This window comes from Serratia sp. NGAS9 (assembly GCF_009905295.1).
Classification (GTDB): domain Bacteria; phylum Pseudomonadota; class Gammaproteobacteria; order Enterobacterales; family Enterobacteriaceae; genus Serratia; species Serratia bockelmannii.
Window position 1 is genome coordinate 4,016,101 of the sequence record NZ_CP047605.1, and the last position, 22,350, is coordinate 4,038,450.

General features: G+C 60.0%; 23 protein-coding genes. 14 read left to right on the forward strand and 9 right to left on the reverse strand.

The window, feature by feature from the left end; translation table 11 throughout:
• The first annotated feature begins 8 nt into the window (after positions 1 to 8).
• Positions 9 to 980: a class 1b ribonucleoside-diphosphate reductase subunit beta gene (gene nrdF, locus GUC32_RS19185; protein ID WP_033639549.1), complete on the forward strand. Its 972-nt coding sequence runs from the start codon at positions 9 to 11 to the stop codon at positions 978 to 980.
• A 43-nt stretch (positions 981 to 1,023) separates the two neighbouring features.
• Here nrdF and GUC32_RS19190 read toward each other — a convergent pair whose 3' ends face one another.
• The 5 genes from GUC32_RS19190 to GUC32_RS19210 all read right to left on the reverse strand — a co-directional run bounded on the left by GUC32_RS19190 (position 1,024) and on the right by GUC32_RS19210 (position 3,773).
• On the reverse strand, positions 1,024 to 1,311 hold the full coding sequence (locus GUC32_RS19190; protein ID WP_043138388.1) for a type II toxin-antitoxin system RelE/ParE family toxin: 288 nt from the start codon (positions 1,309 to 1,311) through the stop codon (positions 1,024 to 1,026).
• A complete protein-coding gene (locus GUC32_RS19195; RefSeq protein ID WP_038872812.1) occupies positions 1,311 to 1,598 on the reverse strand; it encodes a CopG family ribbon-helix-helix protein in 288 nt (95 codons plus the stop codon). Before GUC32_RS19195 ends, GUC32_RS19190 begins: the two co-directional genes overlap by 1 nt.
• 77 nt (positions 1,599 to 1,675) lie before the next feature.
• On the reverse strand, positions 1,676 to 1,870 hold the full coding sequence (locus GUC32_RS19200) for a DUF1289 domain-containing protein (RefSeq protein ID WP_043138399.1): 195 nt from the start codon (positions 1,868 to 1,870) through the stop codon (positions 1,676 to 1,678).
• 64 nt (positions 1,871 to 1,934) lie between these two features.
• Positions 1,935 to 2,675: an SDR family oxidoreductase gene (locus tag GUC32_RS19205; RefSeq protein ID WP_025303991.1), complete on the reverse strand. Its 741-nt coding sequence runs from the start codon at positions 2,673 to 2,675 to the stop codon at positions 1,935 to 1,937.
• A gap of 153 nt (positions 2,676 to 2,828) precedes the next feature.
• A complete protein-coding gene (locus GUC32_RS19210; RefSeq protein ID WP_197828142.1) occupies positions 2,829 to 3,773 on the reverse strand; it encodes an MBL fold metallo-hydrolase in 945 nt (314 codons plus the stop codon).
• A 206-nt stretch (positions 3,774 to 3,979) separates the two neighbouring features.
• Here GUC32_RS19210 and GUC32_RS19215 point away from each other — a divergent pair, with 206 nt between their 5' ends.
• The gene (locus tag GUC32_RS19215; protein ID WP_025303993.1) at positions 3,980 to 4,951 is read left to right on the forward strand and encodes a patatin-like phospholipase family protein; all 972 of its coding nucleotides are present in this window, start codon (positions 3,980 to 3,982) and stop codon (positions 4,949 to 4,951) included.
• 98 nt (positions 4,952 to 5,049) lie between these two features.
• Here the strand turns inward: GUC32_RS19215 and GUC32_RS19220 are convergent, their stop codons facing one another.
• Entirely contained in the window at positions 5,050 to 6,405 is a 1,356-nt protein-coding gene (locus GUC32_RS19220; protein WP_049205223.1) for a 2-hydroxycarboxylate transporter family protein, read from the reverse strand.
• Between the two features lie 326 nt (positions 6,406 to 6,731).
• Here GUC32_RS19220 and GUC32_RS19225 point away from each other — a divergent pair, with 326 nt between their 5' ends.
• Positions 6,732 to 8,324 carry a sensor histidine kinase gene (locus GUC32_RS19225; RefSeq protein ID WP_049205224.1) on the forward strand — a complete coding sequence of 531 codons (1,593 nt, stop codon included), beginning with the start codon at positions 6,732 to 6,734 and terminating at the stop codon, positions 8,322 to 8,324.
• 32 nt (positions 8,325 to 8,356) lie between these two features.
• Positions 8,357 to 9,043: a response regulator gene (locus GUC32_RS19230; RefSeq protein ID WP_025303996.1), complete on the forward strand. Its 687-nt coding sequence runs from the start codon at positions 8,357 to 8,359 to the stop codon at positions 9,041 to 9,043.
• 16 nt (positions 9,044 to 9,059) lie between these two features.
• Here the strand turns inward: GUC32_RS19230 and GUC32_RS19235 are convergent, their stop codons facing one another.
• Positions 9,060 to 9,323, reverse strand: a complete 264-nt coding sequence (locus GUC32_RS19235) for a hypothetical protein (RefSeq protein ID WP_127146528.1) — start codon at positions 9,321 to 9,323, stop codon at positions 9,060 to 9,062.
• A gap of 126 nt (positions 9,324 to 9,449) precedes the next feature.
• On the opposite strand from GUC32_RS19235, the gene proV reads away from it, so the two are divergent.
• From proV to proX, 3 genes are all read left to right on the forward strand, one after another.
• On the forward strand, positions 9,450 to 10,652 hold the full coding sequence (gene proV / locus GUC32_RS19240) for a glycine betaine/L-proline ABC transporter ATP-binding protein ProV (protein WP_016929846.1): 1,203 nt from the start codon (positions 9,450 to 9,452) through the stop codon (positions 10,650 to 10,652).
• On the forward strand, positions 10,645 to 11,751 hold the full coding sequence (proW, locus tag GUC32_RS19245) for a glycine betaine/L-proline ABC transporter permease ProW (protein WP_369435385.1): 1,107 nt from the start codon (positions 10,645 to 10,647) through the stop codon (positions 11,749 to 11,751). Before proV ends, proW begins: the two co-directional genes overlap by 8 nt.
• A gap of 69 nt (positions 11,752 to 11,820) precedes the next feature.
• A complete protein-coding gene (gene proX / locus GUC32_RS19250; RefSeq protein ID WP_025303998.1) occupies positions 11,821 to 12,822 on the forward strand; it encodes a glycine betaine/L-proline ABC transporter substrate-binding protein ProX in 1,002 nt (333 codons plus the stop codon).
• A 30-nt stretch (positions 12,823 to 12,852) separates the two neighbouring features.
• Here the strand turns inward: proX and GUC32_RS19255 are convergent, their stop codons facing one another.
• The gene (locus tag GUC32_RS19255) at positions 12,853 to 13,731 is read right to left on the reverse strand and encodes a LysR family transcriptional regulator (RefSeq protein ID WP_016929849.1); all 879 of its coding nucleotides are present in this window, start codon (positions 13,729 to 13,731) and stop codon (positions 12,853 to 12,855) included.
• Between the two features lie 105 nt (positions 13,732 to 13,836).
• On the opposite strand from GUC32_RS19255, the gene GUC32_RS19260 reads away from it, so the two are divergent.
• From GUC32_RS19260 to emrB, 7 genes are all read left to right on the forward strand, one after another.
• A complete protein-coding gene (locus GUC32_RS19260; RefSeq protein ID WP_025303999.1) occupies positions 13,837 to 15,036 on the forward strand; it encodes an MFS transporter in 1,200 nt (399 codons plus the stop codon).
• Positions 15,037 to 15,157: 121 nt separating this feature from the next.
• A complete protein-coding gene (locus tag GUC32_RS19265; RefSeq protein ID WP_025304000.1) occupies positions 15,158 to 15,904 on the forward strand; it encodes an AzlC family ABC transporter permease in 747 nt (248 codons plus the stop codon).
• Positions 15,894 to 16,241: an L-valine transporter subunit YgaH gene (ygaH, locus tag GUC32_RS19270; protein WP_025304001.1), complete on the forward strand. Its 348-nt coding sequence runs from the start codon at positions 15,894 to 15,896 to the stop codon at positions 16,239 to 16,241. The genes GUC32_RS19265 and ygaH overlap by 11 nt, the downstream gene beginning before the upstream one ends.
• A 161-nt stretch (positions 16,242 to 16,402) precedes the next feature.
• Complete coding sequence (gene mprA, locus GUC32_RS19275) at positions 16,403 to 16,921, forward strand: transcriptional repressor MprA (RefSeq protein ID WP_025160249.1); 519 nt, start codon at positions 16,403 to 16,405, stop codon at positions 16,919 to 16,921.
• Between the two features lie 27 nt (positions 16,922 to 16,948).
• Positions 16,949 to 18,400, forward strand: a complete 1,452-nt coding sequence (locus tag GUC32_RS19280) for an efflux transporter outer membrane subunit (protein ID WP_025304002.1) — start codon at positions 16,949 to 16,951, stop codon at positions 18,398 to 18,400.
• Between the two features lie 23 nt (positions 18,401 to 18,423).
• Positions 18,424 to 19,596 carry a multidrug efflux MFS transporter periplasmic adaptor subunit EmrA gene (emrA, locus tag GUC32_RS19285; protein WP_369435386.1) on the forward strand — a complete coding sequence of 391 codons (1,173 nt, stop codon included), beginning with the start codon at positions 18,424 to 18,426 and terminating at the stop codon, positions 19,594 to 19,596.
• A 17-nt stretch (positions 19,597 to 19,613) separates the two neighbouring features.
• Positions 19,614 to 21,152 (forward strand): multidrug efflux MFS transporter permease subunit EmrB, encoded by a 1,539-nt coding sequence (gene emrB, locus GUC32_RS19290; protein WP_043143795.1) that lies wholly within the window; start codon positions 19,614 to 19,616, stop codon positions 21,150 to 21,152.
• Positions 21,153 to 21,212: 60 nt separating this feature from the next.
• On the opposite strand, the gene GUC32_RS19295 is transcribed toward emrB, so the two are convergent.
• The gene (locus GUC32_RS19295; RefSeq protein WP_025304005.1) at positions 21,213 to 22,301 is read right to left on the reverse strand and encodes a tRNA/rRNA methyltransferase; all 1,089 of its coding nucleotides are present in this window, start codon (positions 22,299 to 22,301) and stop codon (positions 21,213 to 21,215) included.
• Positions 22,302 to 22,350: the final 49 nt, after the last annotated feature.

Here is a 22,350-nt window from a genome sequence, read left to right on the forward strand (position 1 = left end):
GGCAACTTATGACGACCGTAACATCGGCGCCGCTGGTGCGCGCCATCAACTGGAACATTATCGAAGACGACAAGGATCTGGAGGTGTGGAACCGCCTGACCTCCAACTTCTGGCTGCCGGAGAAGGTGCCGCTGTCCAACGATATCCCGTCCTGGGCCACGCTGACGCCGAAGGAGCAGCAGCTAACCATTCGGGTGTTTACCGGGCTGACGCTGCTGGACACCATCCAGAACACCGTCGGCGCGCCGGCCCTGATCGCCGATGCGCTGACGCCGCACGAAGAGGCGGTGTACTCCAACATCAGCTTTATGGAGGCGGTGCACGCCCGCTCTTACAGCTCAATCTTCTCCACCCTGTGCCAAACGCCGGACGTGGACGACGCCTACCGTTGGAGCGAGGAAAACCGCGCGCTGCAGAAGAAAGCCGGCATCATTCTGGCGCACTACCGCAGCGACGATCCGCTGCTGAAAAAGGTCGCCAGCGTGTTCCTCGAGTCGTTCCTGTTCTATTCGGGCTTTTACCTGCCGATGTACTGGTCCAGCCGCGCCAAGCTGACCAACACCGCCGATCTGATCCGCCTGATCATTCGCGACGAGGCGGTGCACGGCTACTATATCGGCTATAAGTTCCAGAAAGGGCTGGAGAAAGTGGACGCCGCACGGCGCCAACAGGTGAAAAATTTCGCCTTCGATCTGATGCAGGACCTGTACGACAACGAGGTGCGCTACACCGAGGAGCTGTACGACGGCGTCGGCTGGACGGAAGACGTGAAGACCTTCCTGCACTACAACGCCAACAAGGCGCTGATGAACCTGGGGTATGAAGCGCTGTTCCCACCGGCGATGGCGGAGGTCAACCCGGCGATCCTGTCGGCGCTGTCGCCAAACGCCGACGAAAACCACGACTTCTTCTCCGGGTCAGGGTCGTCCTACGTCATCGGCAAGGCGGTCAACACCGAGGATGAGGACTGGGACTTCTGAGAACATGACAGCGATACCGGTCTTTCAGGCCGGTATCGTGCATTCAATACCCTTGTTCTTTCTGACTACGGATCGCCAGAACAAACGCCGTATCGATATCAGGGATATATTTGTAGAGCGCCAAATAACCGCGAACTTGCTGCCCAATAATCAATTCACGCAGCCCTGAGCCAAGGGCTCGTCCGATCAATGGATTATGTTCCAATACCGCAATCGCCTGGATGATTTCCTGAATGCGCCGCCCTGGATCCACGGCACCATACTGAGCCAAATGAGCGAGAATACGTTCGATATCATCCCTGACCTCTGGCGCCAACTCGACGTTTGCCATCAGCGCCCCAATTTTTTTACCGGAGGTTTAACAGCGTCAGTGTTACCGGCTGCGTAATTTTCCAAATAACCGCGCATCTCTTTCCAAGAGACCGTCTCTCCCGTCGCAATTATCTTGGCATAGCGTTTTTCCGCTTCATTCTCAAAGTCGCGGCGCAACTCTTCTTGCTGCGTTTTCTCCGCTATTGCCTGCAAAATAAAGCTGTGAGACGTCACGCCAGCCTGCTCGGCGACGGCAGCGACTCGGGCTTTAAGCTCATCTGGAATACGGATGGTCGTCGTCGACATAATCGCTCCCAACGTCGGTCAATCACATGTAGCTCAATTGTGCTACATGAAGTCTGACAGCGCAATAATGCAGAGGATTATTTCACCGATTGACGCAGCTCAAGCTGCCGCCAAATAGCGAGTTTCTCCGCGTCGCTGGCGGTCGGCCAGGCGGCGATTTCCGCCCGCGTGCGCCGGCATCCCCGGCACTGCTGGGTTTCGTCGTCGATGCGACACAGGCTGACGCAGGGCGACCTGACGCCGGGATGAAACTGCTGATTGTCGCCCGTCATACGCTGCCCTTGATGTGATGAGTTCCGCCACAGGATACCCGATCCTGCGGCGGTGCGTCGTCAATCAGATGATGCCGCCGTTGGCGCGCAGGGTTTGGCCGTTGATCCAGCCGCCGTCGGCCCCCGCGAGGAAAGCCACCGCTGCAGCGATATCGTCCGGCGTGCCCAGGCGCTCCAGCGGCGCCATCTTCGCCAGCCGCTCGATAAGCTCCGGGGTTTTACCGTCGAGGAACAAGCCGGTGGCGGTCGGCCCCGGCGCGACAGCGTTCACCGTGATATTGCGGCCGCGCAGCTCTTTCGCCAGCACGCTGGTCAGCGCTTCGATCGCCGCCTTACTGGCGGCATACATACCGTAACCCGGCTGCAGCAACCCCACCACGCTGGAAGAGAAGTTGATGATGCGGCCGTTGTCGCGCAGGCGCTTCGCCGCCTCGCGCATCGCATTGAAGCTGCCTTTCAGGTTGATGTCGAGCAGGCGATCCACGTCTTCATCATGCATGTCCGCCACCGGCGCTAGCGCGATCACCCCGGCGTTATTGACCAGAACGTCGACGCCGCCAAACGCCTGTTCGGCGCTGTCGAACAGCTGGGCAACCGCAGCCGCATCGCTGACGTCGGCCTTGATGCTCAAGGCGCGGCCGCCGCGCTGTTCTATCTTGCCCACCAGCTCATAGGCCGGCGCCGGGTTGCCCGAATAGTTGATGATGACGGCAAAGCCATCGGCGGCCAGGCGCTCGGCGATGGCGGCGCCGATACCGCGCGATGCGCCGGTGACGATGGCGACGGAGGGAGTTTTCTGATTCATCGGGAGATCCTTAAAGAAAACGACGAGGGTAACGTTAATCATGCACTCTTTATCACGGCGAATAAGCCCCGATTCTCTGGCATCATCATCCCAAATTATCGAACAATGTCCCCAAGGCGCTTACGATGGCCGCCCGTTGGGCGGCCATCTCCCTTACAGCGCGCCGTAGTTCAATGGCACCCAGGTGTAACCTTCGCCCTGGCGGTTCAGATACCCCAACCCCGGGAACGACAGGTGTGCGCCCCCCACCAGCTCGCTCTGCCGCGCGCTGTCGCCAAATATCCGCAGCCGCTGAGCGACCGCCGCCTTGGCGTCATTATCAAAGCTGATAGCCACCTTCGGATGCGGCAACTGCACCGCTGCCACGTGGATAAGATCCCCCAACAGCAACAGCTTCTGGCCCTGGCTGGTCACCTGATACACGCTGTGTCCCGGCGTATGGCCGTGGGCGGCAAAGGCGGCAATGCCCGGGGAAAGCTCACCGTCGCCGCTGAACGGCTTAAAGTGGCCGGCCGCCTGATACGGCTTGATCGCCGCCTGAGCCCTTTCGAAGTTGCTTTTACTGCCCGCGCTAGCCTGTTTCAGTTTGTCCGCGCTTAGCCAGAAGTCCGCGTCCTGGCTGGCGGCGCGTACCACCGCATTGGGGAATACCGCCTTGCCGTCGTGCGTCAGGCCGCCGAGATGGTCCGGGTGCATGTGGGTCAGGTAGATCTCATCCACCTGCTCCGGCTGGTAACCCGCCGCGCGCAGGTTATCCACCAGCTTGCCCAGGCCGTCGCCCAGCAGTTGGCCGGCGCCGCTGTCGATCATCACCAGCTTATCGCCGGTATTGATCAGATAGGCATTGACCGAGGTGACCACCGGCAGGCTTTGATGCCGCTCGGCCAACCCGGCGGCGATCTGCTGCGGCGTGGTGTTTAGCAACAGCTTGTCCGCCGGCAAACGAATGATGCCGTCGGACAACGCGGTCACTTCAAAACTGCCCAGCATGATGCGATAAAATCCCGGCGTCGGGGTTTTAGCCTGCGGCGCGGCGGCCCCGGCCTGTAATGACATAACGGCCAGCGCCGCGCCCAGCAGACAACGTTTCCAGAACATGATGACTCCTTGCGAGAATTGAACAGCGCTAAGTATTGACTCAAAAATCCCGATGCGCCTGTTTAATAAATGCCTTTGATAAATATATGAACAATATATTTATTGTGAATAATTTTGTTTGCCGACTCACACAACCCCAATCAATATTTTCCGGTTCGCGACTTCGTTATTTTTCTTACTCCCTAAACCACGAGTGAGGAAATATCATGAACTACCAATTCGAAAACCTGGTCTTTGAAGGCGGCGGCGTAAAAGGCATCGCCTATGGCGGCGCGCTGGAATTGCTGGAAGCCAAAGGCATCATGCCGCAGATCAAGCAAACCTCCGGTGCCTCGGCGGGTGCCATTGCCGCGCTGCTGGTCGGCCTGGGCTGCAGCTCGGCGGACGTCACCAAGATTCTGTCGGCGATGGATTTTAAAAAATTCCTCGATTATAACGGCGGCTTTTTCGGTACGATCCAGGATGCCTATCGCCTGTTTAATCAATACGGCATCGCGCCCGGCGATTATTTCTATCAATGGTCACGCGATATTATCAAGCAGTATACCGGCAACCCGGATATCACCTTCGAGCAGTTCGAAGCGATGAAGGCGGCGAAAGGGTTCAAGTCGATTTACTTTATCGGCGCCAACCTCAACAGCGGCCAGCGAGAGGTTTATTCTCACCGTACCACGCCGCGCATGAAAGTGGCGGACGGCCTGCGCATTTCGATGTCGTTCCCCTTCGCCTTCGTGGCGAAGAACAATACTCTGGGCGACCTGTGCATCGACGGCGGCATGATCGACAACTACCCGGTGCGACTGTTCGACTATGACTTCTCCGCCACGCCGCCTTACATCGACGCCTCCAGCCAACGCATCAACACCCGCACCCTGGGCCTTCGCCTCGACTCCGCCGGCGAAATCGCCCAGGCCGCCGGTCAGGCCGGCCCGCGCACGCCGGTCAACAACCTGTTTGATTTCACCCTGGCGGTGGCCAACGTGATGCTGGACATCCAAACCAAGGTGCATCTGGACAGCGATGACTGGAAGCGCACCGTGTATGTCGATACGCTCGACGTCGGCACGCTGGAGTTCGGCATCAGCGAGGAGAAGAAACGCGCGCTGATCGAATCCGGCCGTCGCGGCGTAGAGCGCTACTTCGCGTGGTATGACGCCGCCATGAAACAGGCAGCGTAACCGGTATTATCCCTGCCCGCACGTCAGGCCGGCGCGCGGGCAAAAAAAATCCCCGCGGGGGCGGGGAAAGGCAAAGTAACGCTAAGGATTTATAGGAGTTATACGAAGAACTTGGCCAACACCAGCAGCGACAGCGAAACGTTGATAGCGCCGCCGATACGGGTTGCGATCTGGGCGAACGGCATCAACGACATGCGGTTGCCGGCGGTGAGGATCGCGACGTCGCCGGTCCCGCCCTGCCCGCTCTGGCAGCAGGAGACAATCGCCACGTCGATAGGGTGCATGCCGATTTTCTTGCCGACGAAGAAACCGGTCGCCACCAGCGCGCTGACGGTGGTGACGATCACGATCAGATTCTGTACGGTGAACGCGTCCACCAGCTCCTGCCACGGCGTGATAGCCACCCCGACCGCGAACAGGATCGGATAAGTCACGGCGGTGCGGAAGAATTTGTACACCACCTGCGAGCCTTCCTGAATGCGTGGCGATACCCCGTGCGCCAGCTTCACCGCCACGGCGGCGAACAGCATGCCCACCGGCGCCGGCAGGCCGATCAGACGGTGCAGCAGCATGCCCACCATATACAGCAGAATGGCCAACAGCGCGCCGCAGGCGATGGTGCTGACGTCCACCTTGCCGCTGATTTTTTCCACCGCGCTCATGTCGCTGTCGCCCTGCTTGCTCGGCATCAGGCTGCCTTCGCCGGTCAGGTGCGGATAACGCTTGCCCAGCTGGTTAAGCAGGCCGGCGATGACGATAGCGGTCAGGCTGCCGAGCATCACGATAGGCAGAATGCGCCCCAGCGCCACGCCCTGTTCCATGTGTAGGATCGCCGCGTAGCCCATCGACAGCGGGATCGCCCCTTCACCTACGCCGCCGGCCATGATCGGCAGGATCAGGAAGAAGAAGATCTGGAACGGTTCCAGGCCCAGCGCCATGCCAACGCCCATCCCCACCAGCATGCCGACGATCTCGCCGCACAGCATGGGGATGAAGATGCGCAGGAAGCCCTGGATCAGCACCTGGCGGTTCATGCTCATGATGCTGCCGACGATGATGCAGCAGATGTAGAGGTACAGAATGTTGGTCGATTTGTAGAACTTGGTGGTCGATTCCACCACCACGTCCGGCAACAGGCCATAGTGCACCAGCGCGGAAGGAATGAAGGTGGCGCAGATTGCCGCCGCGCCCATTTTGCCGATCAGCGGCAGGCGCTTGCCGAATTCGCCGCAGGCGAAGCCGAAGAACGCCAGGGTGGCCACCATCACCACGATATCGCTCGGCAACTTGCCTTCCAGGCAGTCGAGCAGAATCAATACGCCGGCCAGAATAAAGAACGGTAACGGAATAATCCCTACTTTATAATTGTCCAGTATCCGCCACCATTTCTCACGCAGAGGAATATCAGCGGTCTTGTCTTTGGCTACGAGGTAAGAATCATCTGTTGTGCTCATAATCTGGCCTCTTATTAGTTTGTTCAGCCATCATAGAGAAGCGCACGGATTATCTGCTGTGATTATGTTCAAAGTTAAAAAGGGTTTTTAATGGTGGTTATGGTTTCTATGGGGTTAATTAAGATTATGTAAAAACCAACGCGGTTTTAATGGTGTTAATACCGTTTTTATTTTAAAGCTTATTAATTTTATCGCAGGCGAACAATTCTCGTCCGGTTCACTCTAATCCCGTGTGAGGGATCACAAGTTGATCGAGCGCAATATTACAGACCCCGCTTATCGTGATAGGGTAAGGCTTCAGGATCTCTTTACGGTGAAGCTCCACCATGCGCCTCAAACTCTCATTTCAAATCAAACTGTTTCTGTGCCTGGTGGCCTTCTCCTGCCTGCTGCTGACCTGTATCGGCGCCTATACCTATTACCAGTTGGATGCGCAACTGCACCGCGATCTCGGCGCCCGCGCCCAGGTGCAGGCACGGGAAATCGCCCTTATCCCTTCGCTGGTGGACGCGGTGGAAAACAACGACGCCGCCAGGATCGCTGCGTTGATGAAAAAAATCCGCGCCAGCAGCGACGCCAGCTATATCGTCATCGGCGATAATCATGCCCGCCATCTTTATCATTCCGAATACGAAGGCCGCCTGGGCACACCGATGATCGGCGGCGATAATAAAGAGGTGCTGGAAGGGAAAAGCATTATTTCCATTCGCAAGGGCGGCATCGGCGTATCATTACGCAGCAAGGCGCCGATCCTGGATGAAAATAATCAGGTGATCGGCATCGTTTCCGTCGGTTATTTGAAATCGCATATCGATAATTTAAATGCCAGGACGTTGACGCAAATTATCGGCTCTATCGTGCTGCTGCTGATTGCCCTGTTCGTTTTTTCCTGGCTGCTGTCGAAAAATCTCAAGCGCCAGATGTTCTGGCTGGAACCGAAAGAGATCGCGCTGCTGGTGCGCCAGCAAAAAGCGCTGCTGGAAGCCATTTATGAGGGCGTGATCGCCATCGATCCGCAATTGCGGATCATCACCATCAACCATGCGGCGCGCGAGCTATTGGATCTACACCAGCCCGCCGCCAGCTTGCTGGGCCGACCAATCGGCGACGTGATCCAGGCGCAGCCGGACTTCTTCGCCGCCGCGCAACTGGGCCAGGATACGCACGACGAAGTGTGCCGCTTCAACCACGTGCGGGTGATCGCCAGCCGGGTGCGCATCATGCAGGAGCAGGAGCTGCAAGGCTGGGTGATCAGCTTCCGCGACAAGAACGACATCAATACCCTGAGCAGCCAGCTCAGCCAGGTGAAACGCTATGCCGACAACCTGCGCATCATGCGCCACGAGCAGCTGAACTGGACCGCCACGCTGGCCGGGCTGTTGCATATGCAGCGCTACGACGAGGCTATTCGCTATGTGGAAGCCCAGTCGGAGGGCGCGCAGGAGATCCTCGATTTCATCTCGCAGCGCTTCAGTTCGGCGGCGCTGTGCGGCCTGCTGCTGGGCAAATATTCCAGCGCCAGAGAAAAAGGCATCGAGCTGCGCTTCGATCCGGCCTGCCAGCTGCGGCAGATCCCGGCGGCGCTGAATGAGACCGAACTGATGTCGATCGTCGGCAACCTGCTGGATAATGCGGTGGAGGCGACGCTGCACCGCCCGGCGCCGCACGATGCGATCGAACTCTATATCAGCGATGGCAGCGACGAGCTGGTGATCGAGGTGGCGGATCGCGGTACCGGCATCGCTGAGGAGATTCGTGATACGCTGTTTGAACAGGGCGTCACCACCAAAGCGGATAAAAGCGACCACGGCATCGGCCTGCATCTGGTCGCCAGCCACGTGGCGCAGGCGCATGGCAGCATAGAAGTGTCGGACAACGAGCCGCACGGCGCGATATTCTCTATATTTATCCCTAAATAAAACCCATAACCCGATTTTTTGAGCACCCGATTATGTCACACCAAGCACTGGACGTTCTGATCGTGGAAGACGAGCCGCAACTGGCGACGCTGCACGCGGAGTTCATCGAGAAAAATTTCAACCTGCGGGTGGTGGCTTACGCCGCTACGCTGGCCGAAGCGCGAGCCAAAGCCAACGCGCACCAGCCGCGCCTGATCCTGCTGGATAACTTTCTGCCGGACGGTCAGGGCATCGAGCTGATGGAAGAGCCGGCGGTGAAGAACCCCGCCTGTTCGGTGATCTTCATCACCGCCGCCAGCGACATGCATACCTGCAGCCAAGCGATCCGCAACGGCGCCTTCGACTACATCATCAAGCCGGTGTCCTACAAGCGGCTGCGCAATTCGCTCGAACGTTTCATGCAGTTCGTACAGACCCAGCGTACCTTCAAGATCATCGATCAGGATAACGTCGATGCGCTGTACAACCTGCAGTCGAAGCAGTTCTCCAGCGAGCCGAGCGCCAAAGGCATCGAAACCAATACCCTAGAGCTGGTGCAGGCGCTGTTTATCGCCCAGCCGACGGTGGCGCATGCGGTGGAAGACGTGGTGGAGCAGGTCGGCATCAGCAAGACCACCGCCCGCCGTTATCTGGAATATTGCGTCGCCACCCAGTTCGTGCGGGTAGAGATGTTGTACGGCAATATCGGCCATCCGCGGCGGCTGTACCGCAAGGCCTGAGGCTGCCATCTGGCTGTCATATTACGGCGATAACATAGCGCTCGACGATATCCCCCTCGATATCGGCACCTGTCGTTAAAACTGATGAAATACTGATGACTTTTACCCGGCCTCTGGTCGGGTTTTTTATTATCCGAACGGCAGGCGTAAAACCGAAATAGCTCATCGCCCCACACCGCGTTATTTCCTCAAAAACCAAACCATTATGGCGAATAACAGCCGTCAATTTTGAGTCACGGGCCAAATTACCATAGCTAATTAAAACCTTGATGTAAACCACTAATATCCCATTTAAATGACATTGAGGGTTGTCTCAGATATTCACTGTGTTAGGGTAAAAAGCTCTTTTATTTTGCTAAGGACAGCCCATAACGCGTTAATTAAACCAGAGGAAACAGCAAATTGCATGGCAATTAAACTCGAAGTAAAGAACCTGTATAAGATATTTGGCGAACACCCGGAACGCGCATTCAAACTGCTGGATAAAGGTCTGACAAAAGATCGGCTGTTTGAAAAAACCGGCTTATCGCTCGGCGTAAAAGACGCCACTCTGGCCATTGAAGAAGGCGAGATATTTGTCATCATGGGGCTCTCCGGTTCCGGCAAGTCCACCCTGGTACGCCTTCTCAATCGTCTGATAGAACCCACCCGCGGTCAGGTGCTGATCGACGGTGAGGACATCGCCAAAATATCCGACACCGCGCTGCGCACCGTGCGGCGAAATAAGATCAGCATGGTATTTCAATCATTCGCGCTGATGCCGCACATGAATGTCCTGAATAATACCGCCTTTGGTATGGAATTAGCCGGCATACCGTTGCAGGAACGTCAGGAAAAAGCGCTGGATGCCCTGCGTCAGGTCGGGCTGGAGAATTATGCGCTGTCTTATCCGGATGAATTATCCGGCGGTATGCGTCAGCGCGTAGGATTAGCCCGCGCCATGGCCAATAACCCGGATATATTATTGATGGACGAGGCTTTCTCGGCGCTCGATCCGTTAATTCGCACCGAAATGCAGGATGAGCTGGTGAAATTACAGGCCCAGCATCAGCGCACCATCGTGTTTATTTCCCACGATCTGGACGAGGCGATGCGTATCGGCGATCGCATCGCCATCATGCAGGGCGGTGAGGTGATCCAGGTCGGCACACCGGACGAGATCCTGAACAACCCGGCCAACGACTATGTGCGCACCTTCTTCCGCGGCGTGGACATCAGTCACGTGTTCAGCGCCAAGGATATCGCCCAACGGCGCCCGGTGACGCTGATCCGCAAAACCCCCGGCTTTGGCCCCCGATCGGCGCTGCAGCTGCTGCGCGATGAGGACCGTGATTATGGTTATGTTGTTGAACGCGGGAAGAAATTTATTGGCGTGGTGTCGATAGAGTCGCTGAAAAAGGCGCTGTCCGCCAATCAAACGCTGGACGATGCCCTGCTCGAGGCCCCTGCCGCCGTGCCGGCCGATACGCCGCTCAGCGATCTGATTTCCCTGGTCGCCCAGGCGCCCTGCGCGGTGCCGGTGGTGAGCGAAGAACATAACTATCTCGGCATCATCTCCAAGGCCATGCTGCTGCAGGCGTTGGACAAGGAGGGCTCAACCAATGAGTGATACCACGCAAACCCAAGCTCCCTGGGCTACCGCACCGGCAGATGCCGGCGCAGCACCCGCTCACGATGCCGCCGCCAACGCCGGCGACGCCTGGTCCAGCGCGCCGCCGCCGGCCGCTCATGACGCCGCCGGACAAGGCGCAGATTGGCTCAGCAGCGCCCCGGCGCAGCCTGAACACTTCAGCCTGCTCGACCCGTTCCATAAGGCCTGGGTGCCGTTCGACTCCTGGGTCACGCAAGGCATCGACTGGCTGGTGCTGCACTTCCGCCCACTGTTCCAGGGCATTCGCGTGCCGGTGGATATGATCTTGAGTGGCTTCCAGCAATTGCTGCTGGGCATGCCGGCGCCGATCGCCATTCTGGTGTTCTCGCTGCTCGCCTGGCAGGTCTCGGGCCTCGGCATGGGCGCCGCCACGCTGCTCTCCCTGGTCGCCATCGGCGCCATCGGCGCCTGGTCGCAGGCGATGGTTACGCTGGCGCTGGTGCTGACCGCGCTGTTCTTCTGCATTCTTATCGGCCTGCCGCTCGGCATCTGGCTGGCGCGCAGCAAGCACGCTGCCAAGGTGATAAGGCCGCTGCTCGACGCGATGCAAACCACCCCGGCCTTCGTCTACCTGGTGCCGATCGTCATGCTGTTCGGCATCGGCAACGTGCCGGGCGTGGTGGTCACCATTATCTTCGCGCTGCCGCCGATCGTGCGCCTGACCATTTTGGGCATCAAGCAGGTGCCGGAAGATCTGATCGAGGCCGCCGAATCCTTCGGCGCCAGCCCGCGGCAGCTGCTGTTCAAGGTGCAGCTGCCGCTGGCGATGCCGACCATCATGGCCGGCGTGAACCAGACGCTGATGTTGGCGCTGTCGATGGTCGTCATTGCCTCGATGATCGCGGTCGGCGGTCTGGGGCAGATGGTGCTGCGCGGCATCGGCCGGTTGGACATGGGCCTGGCCGCCGTCGGCGGGGTCGGCATCGTGATCCTGGCGATCATTCTCGATCGCCTCACCCAATCGCTGGGGCGCGATCGCCGCAGCAAGGGCATCGGCCGCTGGTATCGCCGCGGCCCCATCGGGCTACTGACTCGCCCGTTCATCAAACAGGCCTGACGCTTTTCCCGCCGGCGGCTGCGGCCCCGGCGGGCTATGACACCACCACATCGAAAGAGGGGAAACACTATGCGCACCACGGGCATCTGGGCTCTCGCCCTGACGACGCTGATTGGCTCACAGAGCGCCATCGCGGCAGACTTACCCGGCAAGGGGATCGCGGTACAGCCGGTGCAAAGCACCATTTCCGAAGAGACGTTCCAGACGCTGCTGGTCAGCAAGGCGCTGGAGAAATTGGGTTACGACGTGAAGGAACCGCGTGAAGTGGATTACAACGTCGCCTACACCTCCATTGCCTCCGGCGATGCGACCTTTATCGCGGTCAACTGGGACCCGCTGCACGCCGATCAGTACAAGGCCGCCGGCGGCGACGCCAAGTTCTACCGCGAAGGCGTCTACGTCAACGGCGCCGCGCAGGGTTACCTGATCGACAAGAAAACCGCCGAGCAGTATCACATCACCAACGTCGAACAGCTCAAGGATCCCAAGATCGCCAAGCTGTTCGACACCAACGGCGACGGCAAGGCCGATCTGACTGGCTGCACCCCGGGTTGGGGCTGCGAAGCGGTGATCAACCACCACATCAAGGCCTATGGCCTGAGCAACACCGTCGAGCATAACCAGGGCAACTACGCGGCGATGATCGCCGACACCATCACCCGCTACAAAGAGGGCAAACCGGTGCTGTATTACACCTGGACACCGTACTGGGTCAGCGATGTGATGGTGCCGGGCCGCGACGTGGTCTGGCTGCAGGTGCCATTCTCTTCGCTGCCGGGCGAGCAGAAGAACGTCGACACCAAGCTGCCTAACGGCGCCAACTACGGCTTCCCGGTCAACACCATGCGCATCGCCGCCAACAAGCAGTGGGCCGAAGCCAATCCTGCGGCCGCCAAGCTGTTCGCCATCATGAAGCTGCCGATCGCCGACATCAATGCGCAAAACCTGCGCATGCATGAAGGCCAGGCTTCGGAAGCCGATATCCAGAACCACGTTAACGGCTGGATCAAGGCGCACCAGGCGACCTTCGACGGCTGGGTGAAAACCGCCGCCGAAGCGGCGAAGTCGTAACCGTTCAGGGGCGCCGCCTTTGCCGCGCCCCTACCCCGCCATATCGATGCCGCTGAACTGTAAAAAACGTGCGGCGGCGTTCGACAAGGGCTGCGGCCAGATGCAATACACCTGGCGCCGCGGCCCGTCTTCAATCGGAATCGACACCAGCGCGCTTAAGCGTTGCGCGGTCGAAACAGGTACGATACCCGCCGCCAATCCGCGCCGCACCAGATTTTCCAGCCATTCGATATGATCGATTTCAAAACTGACGTGCCGGCGGATACCCGCCGCCTGGAAGGCGCGATCGGTTTGGCGTCGCGCACCGGTGCCGCTGTAGAAATCCACCAGCGGCACTTCCGCGAGCGCCTGCAGGTTCACCCGCTCGCGGTTGGCCAGAGGGTGCTGCGGCGCCACCAGCGCCACCAATGGCTCATCGGTCAACTGCCGGTGCGACATCGGCAGTAAATCGACATCGCCGGGCCAGATGCCGACGAACGCCATATCGCACTTCTGCTGACGCACGTCCTCCAGCAGGGCTTCGCTCATGCCAACGTACAGGCGGATGTTCACCGCCGGATAGTGGCGATGAAACTTGTCGAGCTTTTCGGTCAGATCAATCGCGTTTATGGTTGAAATTGTGCCGATGGTCAGGGTGCCGGACACCGCATCGCCGGCGGCGGTCACCTCTTCCACCAGCGCCTGCTGCGCCGCCAATAGGCGCTGCGCCGACGGAATGAAAGCCTGGCCGGCGGGGGTCAACCGCACCCGTCGCGAGGTGCGTTCAAACAGCGTACAGCCCAGCTCTTCTTCCAGTTTTGCGATCTGGTGGCTGAGCGCCGACTGCACCGTATGGCAGCGCTGCGCCGCCCGGGTGAAACTCTGTTCTTCCGCCACCGCCAGCGCATAGCGGATCTGTTTCAGGTTCATGGCATCTATCTTAAAATGAGATAAATCAAATGAAAATTATACATTGGTTTCCGCAGACGCGTTGCCGGATACTGCGCGCTATCTTCTTCCCGTGATGAAAAAATCATGAATCCACAAAACGCCCATCCGGGCCTCAGCCCGGCGCTGACCGTGCTGATTGCCATCGCCACCGGCCTGGCGGTCGCCAGCAACTATTACGCGCAACCGCTGCTGGAAACCATCGCCACCAGTTTCAACCTGTCGGTCAACCAGGCCGGCTTTATCGTCACCGCCGCGCAGCTCGGTTACGCCACCGGCCTGCTGCTGCTGGTGCCGCTCGGCGATATGTTCGAACGCCGCGGCCTGATCGTGTTCATGACGCTGCTGGCCGCCGGGGGCATGCTGATCACCGCCACCTCCGCCACGCTGCCGATGATGATCCTCGGCACCGCGCTCACCGGGCTGTTCTCGGTAGTGGCGCAGATCCTGGTGCCGCTAGCCGCCACGCTGGCCCACCCGGAAAAGCGCGGCAAGACCGTCGGCATCATCATGAGCGGCCTGCTGCTCGGCATCCTGCTGGCGCGAACCGTCGCGGGCGCGCTGGCGTCGTTCGGCGGCTGGCGCACCATCTACTGGGTCGCCAGCGTGCTGATGATCCTGATGGCGCTGATCCTGTGGCGCGCGCTGCCGCGCTATAAGCAACACTCCGGGCTGAACTACCCACAGCTGCTGGCCTCGATCTTCAGCCTGTTCTGCCGCACGCCGCTGCTGCGCACCCGCGCCATCCTCGGCGCCCTTTCGTTCGCCAACTTCAGCGTGCTCTGGACCTCAATGGCCTTTCTGCTCGCCGCGCCGCCGTTCAACTATTCCGAAGGGGTGATCGGGCTGTTCGGCCTGGTGGGCGCCGCCGGGGCGCTGGCCGCTTCGCGCGCCGGGCATCTGGCGGACAAAGGTAAAGCCGGGTTGACCACCACCGTCGGCCTGGTGTTGTTACTGCTGTCCTGGATCCCTATCGCGTTAGCCAAACAGTCGCTATGGGCGCTGATCGCCGGCATTCTGATCCTCGATCTGGCAGTGCAGGCGGTGCACGTCACCAACCAGAGCGTGATGTACCGCATCATGCCGGACGCGCGCAACCGCCTGACAGCCGGCTACATGACCAGCTACTTTATCGGCGGCGCGCTCGGTTCTCTGCTCTCCGCCTCGGCCTATCAGCATGCCGGCTGGTACGGCGTGGCCGCCGCCGGCGGGGTGTTATGCCTGCTCAACCTGCTGACCTGGTGGCTCGGCAAGCACCACGATCCGCAGGGGCCAGCGACAATCTGATTATCGTGCAAATAGTCACTAAAGAAATTTATTAGCGGTGCAGGGTATAAACATTACTTACTCTCTGGTAATGTTCTGGGCATAAACTATTGAAGTCCTATCTACCCTGCGATCCACAACCATGCAAAGCCAAGCTGCAGACAGCCTCAATCCGCCCGCCGTCAGCGCCACCTTCGCCAACGGCGTCGTCGACAGTTTGCCGATCGTCATCGGGTATGTCCCGGTGGCGTTCGCCTTCGGCCTCAGCGCCGTCAAACTGGGCTTTTCCCCGCTGGAAAGCCTTTTCTTCTCCTGCATCATCTACGCCGGCGCCAGCCAGTTCGTGATCACCGCCCTGCTGAGCGCCGGCATGTCGCTGTGGGTCTCCGCGTTGACGGTGATGGCGATGGACGTGCGCCACCTGCTGTACGGCCCGGCGCTGCGTCACCGTATCGTCTCGCGCATGTCGCCCGGTAAAACGGCAATGTGGGCTTTTGGTCTGACCGATGAGGTCTTCGCCGCCGCCACCGCCAAGCTGATGCGCAATAACCGCAGCTGGAGCGAAAACTGGATGCTGGGCATCGCGCTCTGTTCCTGGCTTTCCTGGGTAGCCGGCACCGCGCTCGGCGCGCTGTTCGGCAACGGCCCGCTGGAGCAGTTCCCGGTGATCGAGGCCTCGCTGGCCTTCATGCTGCCGGCGCTGTTTCTCAGTTTCCTGCTGGCCGCTTTCCGGCGCCCGCAGAGCCTGACCATCGCTGCCTCATTGGCCGGTGCGCTGCTCGGCGTGGTGCTGTTCTCCATCCCGGTTGCCATTTTGGCCGGCATCGGCGCCGGTTGCGTCGCCGCTCTGTTCCAACCTGCCCCTGCGGAGGCCAGCCATGAACACTGATGTGCTGGTGATCGGCCTGGTGGTGGGCTGCGCCAATTACCTGTTCCGTTATCTGCCGCTGCGGCTGGCGCCGGCGCGCGCCCAGCCCGGCCTCAAACGCGGTAAAGCCGCCCTGCTACTCGACAGCATTGGCATCGCCTCGATCTGCGCCCTGCTGGTGGTCTCCAGCACGCCGGTGGTGATGCGCGAACCGGACAAGCTGCTGCCGACGTTGGCGGGGTTCGCCGCGCTGGCGCTGTGCTTCTACCGCAGTAAAAGCATCATTCTGTCGACGCTGCTCGGCGCGACGGCCTTTGGCGTCACATTAAAGCTGTTAATGCTTTTCGGTCCAGGCTGACGCCGCGCCGAACGTTTGGCTTCGCTTTGGCGTTTTCATGCGCCACATCTTTACAAACTCTGACAAATGACACGAATTGCTAAATTATCCGCACGGCTGAACATTTACATTATTAGTCACCGTCGTTACTATCTCGAACGAAATTAATGAGGCCCTAAATTATGGAAAGCTCGTTTGCCCCCATAGAACAAATGCTGAATTTCCGCGCCACCCGGCAGAAAGATTTCCCGTATCAGGAAATCCTGCTGACCCGCCTGTGCATGCACATGCAAGGCAAGTTGCTGGAAAATCGCAACAAGATGCTGAAGGCGCAGGGGATTAACGAAACACTGTTTATGGCGCTGATTACCCTGGATGCGCAGGAGAGCCACAGCATCCAACCTTCTGAGCTAAGCTCTGCCTTAGGCTCCTCGCGCACCAATGCGACCCGCATCGCCGACGAGCTGGAGAAACGCGGTTGGATCGAGCGCCGTGAAAGCGATAACGATCGCCGCTGCCTGCATCTACATCTGACGCCGCAGGGGGAAGAATTTCTCAGTCAACTGCTGCCGCCGCAGCACCAATGTCTGCATTTCCTGTGGTCCACGCTGACCGACGATGAGCAAAAACAGCTGGAACAGCTGACGCGCAAATTGCTGGCACGTCTGGATCAAATGGAAATCACAGAACAGTTATCCTAATTCACAATTTCTGTTCAGGTACCTATTATGCGATCCCCATTTAACTGGAGATTCACCCCGCTGTTCGCCGTATTGCTGCTGGCCGGGTGTGCTTCTACCGATAATATTGCCCCGCAATCCACGCTGATGGATCCGCAGAGCCTGCAGTTGGCTCAGCCGAAAGTCAGTTCGCTGGCCGTCAGCCCGCAGTGGTGGCGCGCCCTCAAGGATCCGCAGTTGGATGCCCTGATGACGCAGACGCTGCAAAACTCGCCGACCCTGCGTCAAGCCGCCGCCCGCGTGCGCGAAGCGCAGAGCGTGGTGGGCGAAGCCAACGCCGCCAACGGGCCGAACCTGGATCTGAACGCCAGCACCCAGCGTCAACGCGTGCCGCAAAACGTCAATATGGGGTTGGGGTATCCGCATAAGCCGATCTATTCAAGCTCCAACTCCCTGGGGTTGAACCTGGCGTACGAATTCGACTGGTGGGGTAAATACCGCAACCAGGTGAACGCCGCCAAAGCGCAAGTGAACGCTGCGCGCGCCGAGCAGGAACAGGCGGCGCTGACGCTGACCAGTTCGGTGGCGTCCGCCTACTACCAGCTGCAAAGCAATCTGGCGCTCGAAAAGCTGCTGCAGCAGGAAGTGAACAACAATGAACGCCTGACCGCGCTGCGCCAACAGCGCTATCAGGCCGGGCTGACCGGCGTCGACGTGCCGCAACAAACCCAGGCGCAGTCCGACGTCGCCAAACAGCAGATTCTGCAGTTGCAGTCGCAAATCGAACAGCTCAGACACCAGCTCGCCGCGCTGGCGGGCCAAGGGCCGAACGCCATGCAGCACCTGCGTCAGGTGCCGTTGCCCGCAGACAACCTGATGGCACCGCAGGGCGAGCTGACGGCGGATCTGCTGGGCAAACGCCCGGACATCGCCGCGCAACGCCAGCTGGTGGAGTCTTACAGCCAGCGCGTCAGCGCCGCGCGTAAGGAGTTTTACCCCAGCCTGACCATTTCAGCCTTCGCCGGCCTGATGACCACCAACACCAGTGGCACCAGCCCGAATCTGTTTGAAGCGGCCAGCCAGGCCTGGAACGTGATGCCGGCGATTTCGCTGCCGATCTTCCACGCCGGGGCGCTGCGCAGCAAGCTGGGCGAGGAATCCGCGCTGTATGACGAAGCGGTGGAATCCTATAACCAAACCATCCTGAATGCGGTACAGGAAACCGCCGACGCCATCACCATCCAGCAGAGTTCTGCGCAACAGCAGCTGCAGGCGGCGTCCGCGGCCCAGTCGATGCAACAGGTGTATCAGGTCGCTAACGCCCGTTACCAGGCAGGGATTATCGGGCGCGACGATCTGTTGACCAGCCAGACGCAGCTATTGCAGCAGCAACAGGCGGAGTTAAATGCCAGCAGCAACTTACTGCAGGCGAAGATAGGACTGATCCGTGCGCTGGGCGGTGGCTATCAGGCCCCGGCCGCAGCGGATTCGAAAGCATAATAATATAAGGCTTGGAGAACACCATGAGCGCGAGCGCGGAAATCCAAAACCCGCAGCAGCCGAGCGGCAAAAAGAAGCAGCGTAAATTTTGGCTGCTGTTGCTGACGGTTATTTTCATTGTTATAGGGGTGGCTTACTTAGTGTATTGGTTCCTGGTGCTGCGTCATCATCAGGAAACCGACGACGCCTACGTCTCCGGCAACCAGGTGCAGATCATGGCCCAGGTGTCCGGTAGCGTGAACAGCGTCAATTTCGACAACACCGACTACGTCAAGCAGGGCGACGTACTGCTGACGCTCGATCCGACCGATGCCGAGCAGGCGTTTGAACGCGCCAAAACCGGCCTGGCCAACAGCGTGCGTCAGACCCACCAGCTGATCATCAACAGCAAGCAGTATCAGGCCAACATCGCCCTGCGCAAGACCGATCTGAGCAAGGCCGAGAACGATCTGAAACGCCGCGTGGTGCTGGGCAACGTTGACGCCATCGGCCGCGAAGAGCTGCAACACGCTCGCGATGCGGTCGACAGCGCCAAGGCCGCGCTGGAAGTGGCGGTGCAGCAATACAACGCCAACCAGGCGATGGTACTGAATACCCCGCTGGAACAGCAGCCGGCAATCCAACAGGCCGCCGCGCAGATGCGTGACGCCTGGCTGGCGCTGCAGCGTACCAAAGTGATCAGCCCCATTACCGGTTATGTCTCGCGCCGCAGCGTGCAGGTCGGCGCGCAGATCGCCGCCGGTTCGCCGCTGATGGCGGTGGTGCCGGCCGATCACATCTGGGTTGACGCCAACTTCAAGGAAACCCAGATCGCCAACATGCGCATCGGCCAGCCGGCAACGGTAGTCAGCGATGTCTACGGCGATGACGTGGTGTATCAAGGCAAAGTGGTCGGTATCGACATGGGCACCGGCAGCGCCTTCTCGCTGCTGCCGGCCCAGAACGCCACCGGCAACTGGATCAAGGTGGTGCAACGTCTGCCGGTACGTATTGAGCTCGACGCCAAGCAGGTGGCCGATCATCCGCTGCGCATCGGTCTTTCGACGCTGGTGACCGTCGACACCGCCAATCTAGACGGCCGCGTGCTGTCTGACGTGGTGCGCGACAAACCGCTGTACCAGAGCGACGCGCTGGCGTTGAATCTGGCGCCGGTTAACCAGCTGATCGCTGACGTGATCCATGCGAACGCCGGCTAAGCGCGCGGGAGGCCATCTTGCCACAGAAACCGCTTGAAGGCGCCCAGCTCGCCTGGATGACGGTCGCGCTCGCCATGGCGACCTTCATGCAGGTGCTGGACTCCACCATCGCCAACGTGGCGATCCCCACCATTGCCGGTAACCTCGGGTCTTCCAACTCGCAGGGGACCTGGGTGATCACCTCGTTCGGCGTGGCGAACGCCATCTCGATCCCGATCACCGGCTGGCTGGCGAAGCGCATCGGCGAAGTGCGGCTGTTCCTCTGGTCCACCGCGCTGTTCGTCCTCGCTTCCTGGCTGTGCGGCATCTCCAACAGCCTCGGCATGCTGATCTTCTTCCGCGTGATCCAGGGCGTGGTGGCCGGGCCGCTGATCCCGCTGTCGCAGAGCCTGTTGCTGAACAACTACCCGCCCGCCAAGCGAGCGATGGCCCTGGCGCTCTGGTCGATGACCGTTATCGTCGCGCCGATCTTCGGGCCGATCCTCGGCGGTTACATCAGCGACAACTACCATTGGGGTTGGATCTTCTTCATCAACATCCCGATCGGCGCCTTCGTTATCATGGCGGCGATGGCGACGCTGAAGGGGCGAGAAACCAAAACCGAGATCAAACCGATCGACACGGTTGGACTGGTGCTGCTGATCGTCGGCATCGGTTCGCTGCAGGTGATGCTCGATCAGGGCAAGGAGCTGGACTGGTTCAACTCGACCGAGATCATCACCCTGACCGTCGTGGCGGTCGTAGCGCTGTTGTTCCTGGTGGTCTGGGAGCTGACGGATGACCATCCGGTGGTGGATCTGTCGCTGTTCAAGTCGCGCAACTTCACCATCGGCTGCCTGTGCATCAGTCTGGCGTACATGCTGTATTTCGGCGCCATCGTGCTGTTGCCGCAGCTGCTGCAAGAGGTGTACGGCTATACCGCCACCTGGGCCGGGCTGGCGTCGGCGCCGGTCGGGCTGATCCCAGTGCTGCTGTCGCCGATCATCGGCAAGTTCGGCAACCGGCTCGACATGCGCAGGCTGGTGACCTTCAGCTTCATCATGTATGCCGTGTGCTTCTACTGGCGCGCCTATACGTTTGAACCGGGCATGGACTTCGGCGCTTCCGCCTGGCCGCAGTTCGTCCAGGGCTTCGCCATCGCCTGCTTCTTCATGCCGTTGACCACCATTACGCTGTCCGGCCTGCCGCCGGAGCGTATGGCGGCGGCATCGAGCCTGTCGAACTTCACGCGAACCCTGGCGGGCTCGATCGGTACCTCGATCACCACCACCCTGTGGACGCAGCGCGAATCGCAGCACCATTCGCAGCTGACGGAGTTCGTCAACCCGTACAACCCGCAGTCGCAGGAGATGTACCGGCAACTGGAGCAGCTCGGCATGAGCAAGCAGCAGGCGTCGGCGTATATCGCCAACGAGATCACCGCGCAGGGCCTGATCATCTCCGCCAACGAGATCTTCTGGCTGTCGGCCGGGGTGTTCCTGGTACTGCTGGTGCTGGTATGGGTGGCGAAACCGCCGTTCAGCTCTGGCGGCGGTGGGGGCGGCGGCGCTCACTAAGCTTCAATAAACGAAACGGGCGCCCTGGGGCGACCGTTTTTTTATCCGACGTAGAACAGATTACGCCTGATTCTGACGCCACCAGTCCGCCAGCAGAATGCCGGTCGCCACGGAAACGTTCAGGCTTTCCACTTTGCCGGTGCCGCCGATAGACACGTTCATGTCGCCCTGTTGCCAGGCGCCGTCGCTGAGGCCGTCACGCTCCTGGCCCAGCACCAGCACCATCTTGGCTGGCAGCTTGGCCTGCGCCAGCGCGGTGCCTTTGTGGCTGGAGGTGGTGACGATGGTGTAACCCGCCTTGCGGAAGGTATCCAGCACCGACAGGAAATCATCGGCGTTGATCGCCTTGATGTGCTCCGCGCCGCCTTCTGCGGTACGCACCGCCGCGCCGGACTCCAGCAGCGCCGGATCCTGCAGCAGCACGCCGTTGACGCCAAAGTGGGCGCACGAACGGACGATGGCGCCCAGGTTGTGCGGGTTGCCCACTTCTTCCAGCGCCAGCACGCAGTCGGTCGCCGGTGCGGTTTTCAGGTAGGTCTGCGCATCCAGGCCCTGACGCTTTTTGATCAGGAAGCAGACGCCGCCGTGGTGCTCGGTGCCGGAAGCCTTGGCCAGCTCTTCCTCATCCACCACGTGGTAGGCTTTGCGGTTAGCCGCCATCCAGCGCAGCGCTTCACGGAAGCGCGGCGTGACCGACTGCACGAACCAGGCGCGCACGATCGCTTCCGGGCGGCTGGCGAACAGCGCCTGACAGGCGTTTTCACCGTAAACGCGGGTTTCTTCCGCGCGCTGGCGGCGCAGCTGTTCCGGATCGATGAAGCTTTTGCCACTGATGCCACCGTGATCGAACGCCGGCTCTTCATTCGGTGCCCGCGAGACGGTTCTCCACGGTGACTCGTTGCCACCGCGATCTTCAGTGCGCGCCGGACGGCGAGGACGATCGCTTTCACTGCGGCGGGAGTCGGCGCCGCGGCGATCGTTGCCGCCACGCGCCTTGTCTTGACCAGTGCGGCCCGAGCGCGCACCGTCAGCCGGACGGCCTTTGCCAGCCGGACGTTTATTCTTGTTGCGGTCATCGCCATTGTCGTCGTCATTGCGGACGTACATCACTTTGACTTTACCGTTCTTGCCACTAAATGAATCGTTCATTGTCTTCTCCACCAACGCGCAGGGCGCGAAGATTACCTGATGTTGGTGC

Bases quoted from the DNA above. Each gene is read 5' to 3' on its own strand.
- nrdF (WP_033639549.1), top strand. From the start codon at position 9: ATGACGACCGTAACATCGGCGCCGCTGGTGCGCGCCATCAACTGGAAC.
- GUC32_RS19190 (WP_043138388.1), bottom strand. From the start codon at position 1,311: ATGGCAAACGTCGAGTTGGCGCCAGAGGTCAGGGATGATATCGAACGT.
- GUC32_RS19195 (WP_038872812.1), bottom strand. From the start codon at position 1,598: ATGTCGACGACGACCATCCGTATTCCAGATGAGCTTAAAGCCCGAGTC.
- GUC32_RS19200 (WP_043138399.1), bottom strand. From the start codon at position 1,870: ATGACGGGCGACAATCAGCAGTTTCATCCCGGCGTCAGGTCGCCCTGC.
- GUC32_RS19205 (WP_025303991.1), bottom strand. From the start codon at position 2,675: ATGAATCAGAAAACTCCCTCCGTCGCCATCGTCACCGGCGCATCGCGC.
- GUC32_RS19210 (WP_197828142.1), bottom strand. From the start codon at position 3,773: ATGTTCTGGAAACGTTGTCTGCTGGGCGCGGCGCTGGCCGTTATGTCA.
- GUC32_RS19215 (WP_025303993.1), top strand. From the start codon at position 3,980: ATGAACTACCAATTCGAAAACCTGGTCTTTGAAGGCGGCGGCGTAAAA.
- GUC32_RS19220 (WP_049205223.1), bottom strand. From the start codon at position 6,405: ATGAGCACAACAGATGATTCTTACCTCGTAGCCAAAGACAAGACCGCT.
- GUC32_RS19225 (WP_049205224.1), top strand. From the start codon at position 6,732: ATGCGCCTCAAACTCTCATTTCAAATCAAACTGTTTCTGTGCCTGGTG.
- GUC32_RS19230 (WP_025303996.1), top strand. From the start codon at position 8,357: ATGTCACACCAAGCACTGGACGTTCTGATCGTGGAAGACGAGCCGCAA.
- proV (WP_016929846.1), top strand. From the start codon at position 9,450: ATGGCAATTAAACTCGAAGTAAAGAACCTGTATAAGATATTTGGCGAA.
- proW (WP_369435385.1), top strand. From the start codon at position 10,645: ATGAGTGATACCACGCAAACCCAAGCTCCCTGGGCTACCGCACCGGCA.
- proX (WP_025303998.1), top strand. From the start codon at position 11,821: ATGCGCACCACGGGCATCTGGGCTCTCGCCCTGACGACGCTGATTGGC.
- GUC32_RS19255 (WP_016929849.1), bottom strand. From the start codon at position 13,731: ATGAACCTGAAACAGATCCGCTATGCGCTGGCGGTGGCGGAAGAACAG.
- GUC32_RS19260 (WP_025303999.1), top strand. From the start codon at position 13,837: ATGAATCCACAAAACGCCCATCCGGGCCTCAGCCCGGCGCTGACCGTG.
- GUC32_RS19265 (WP_025304000.1), top strand. From the start codon at position 15,158: ATGCAAAGCCAAGCTGCAGACAGCCTCAATCCGCCCGCCGTCAGCGCC.
- ygaH (WP_025304001.1), top strand. From the start codon at position 15,894: ATGAACACTGATGTGCTGGTGATCGGCCTGGTGGTGGGCTGCGCCAAT.
- mprA (WP_025160249.1), top strand. From the start codon at position 16,403: ATGGAAAGCTCGTTTGCCCCCATAGAACAAATGCTGAATTTCCGCGCC.
- GUC32_RS19280 (WP_025304002.1), top strand. From the start codon at position 16,949: ATGCGATCCCCATTTAACTGGAGATTCACCCCGCTGTTCGCCGTATTG.
- emrA (WP_369435386.1), top strand. From the start codon at position 18,424: ATGAGCGCGAGCGCGGAAATCCAAAACCCGCAGCAGCCGAGCGGCAAA.
- GUC32_RS19295 (WP_025304005.1), bottom strand. From the start codon at position 22,301: ATGAACGATTCATTTAGTGGCAAGAACGGTAAAGTCAAAGTGATGTAC.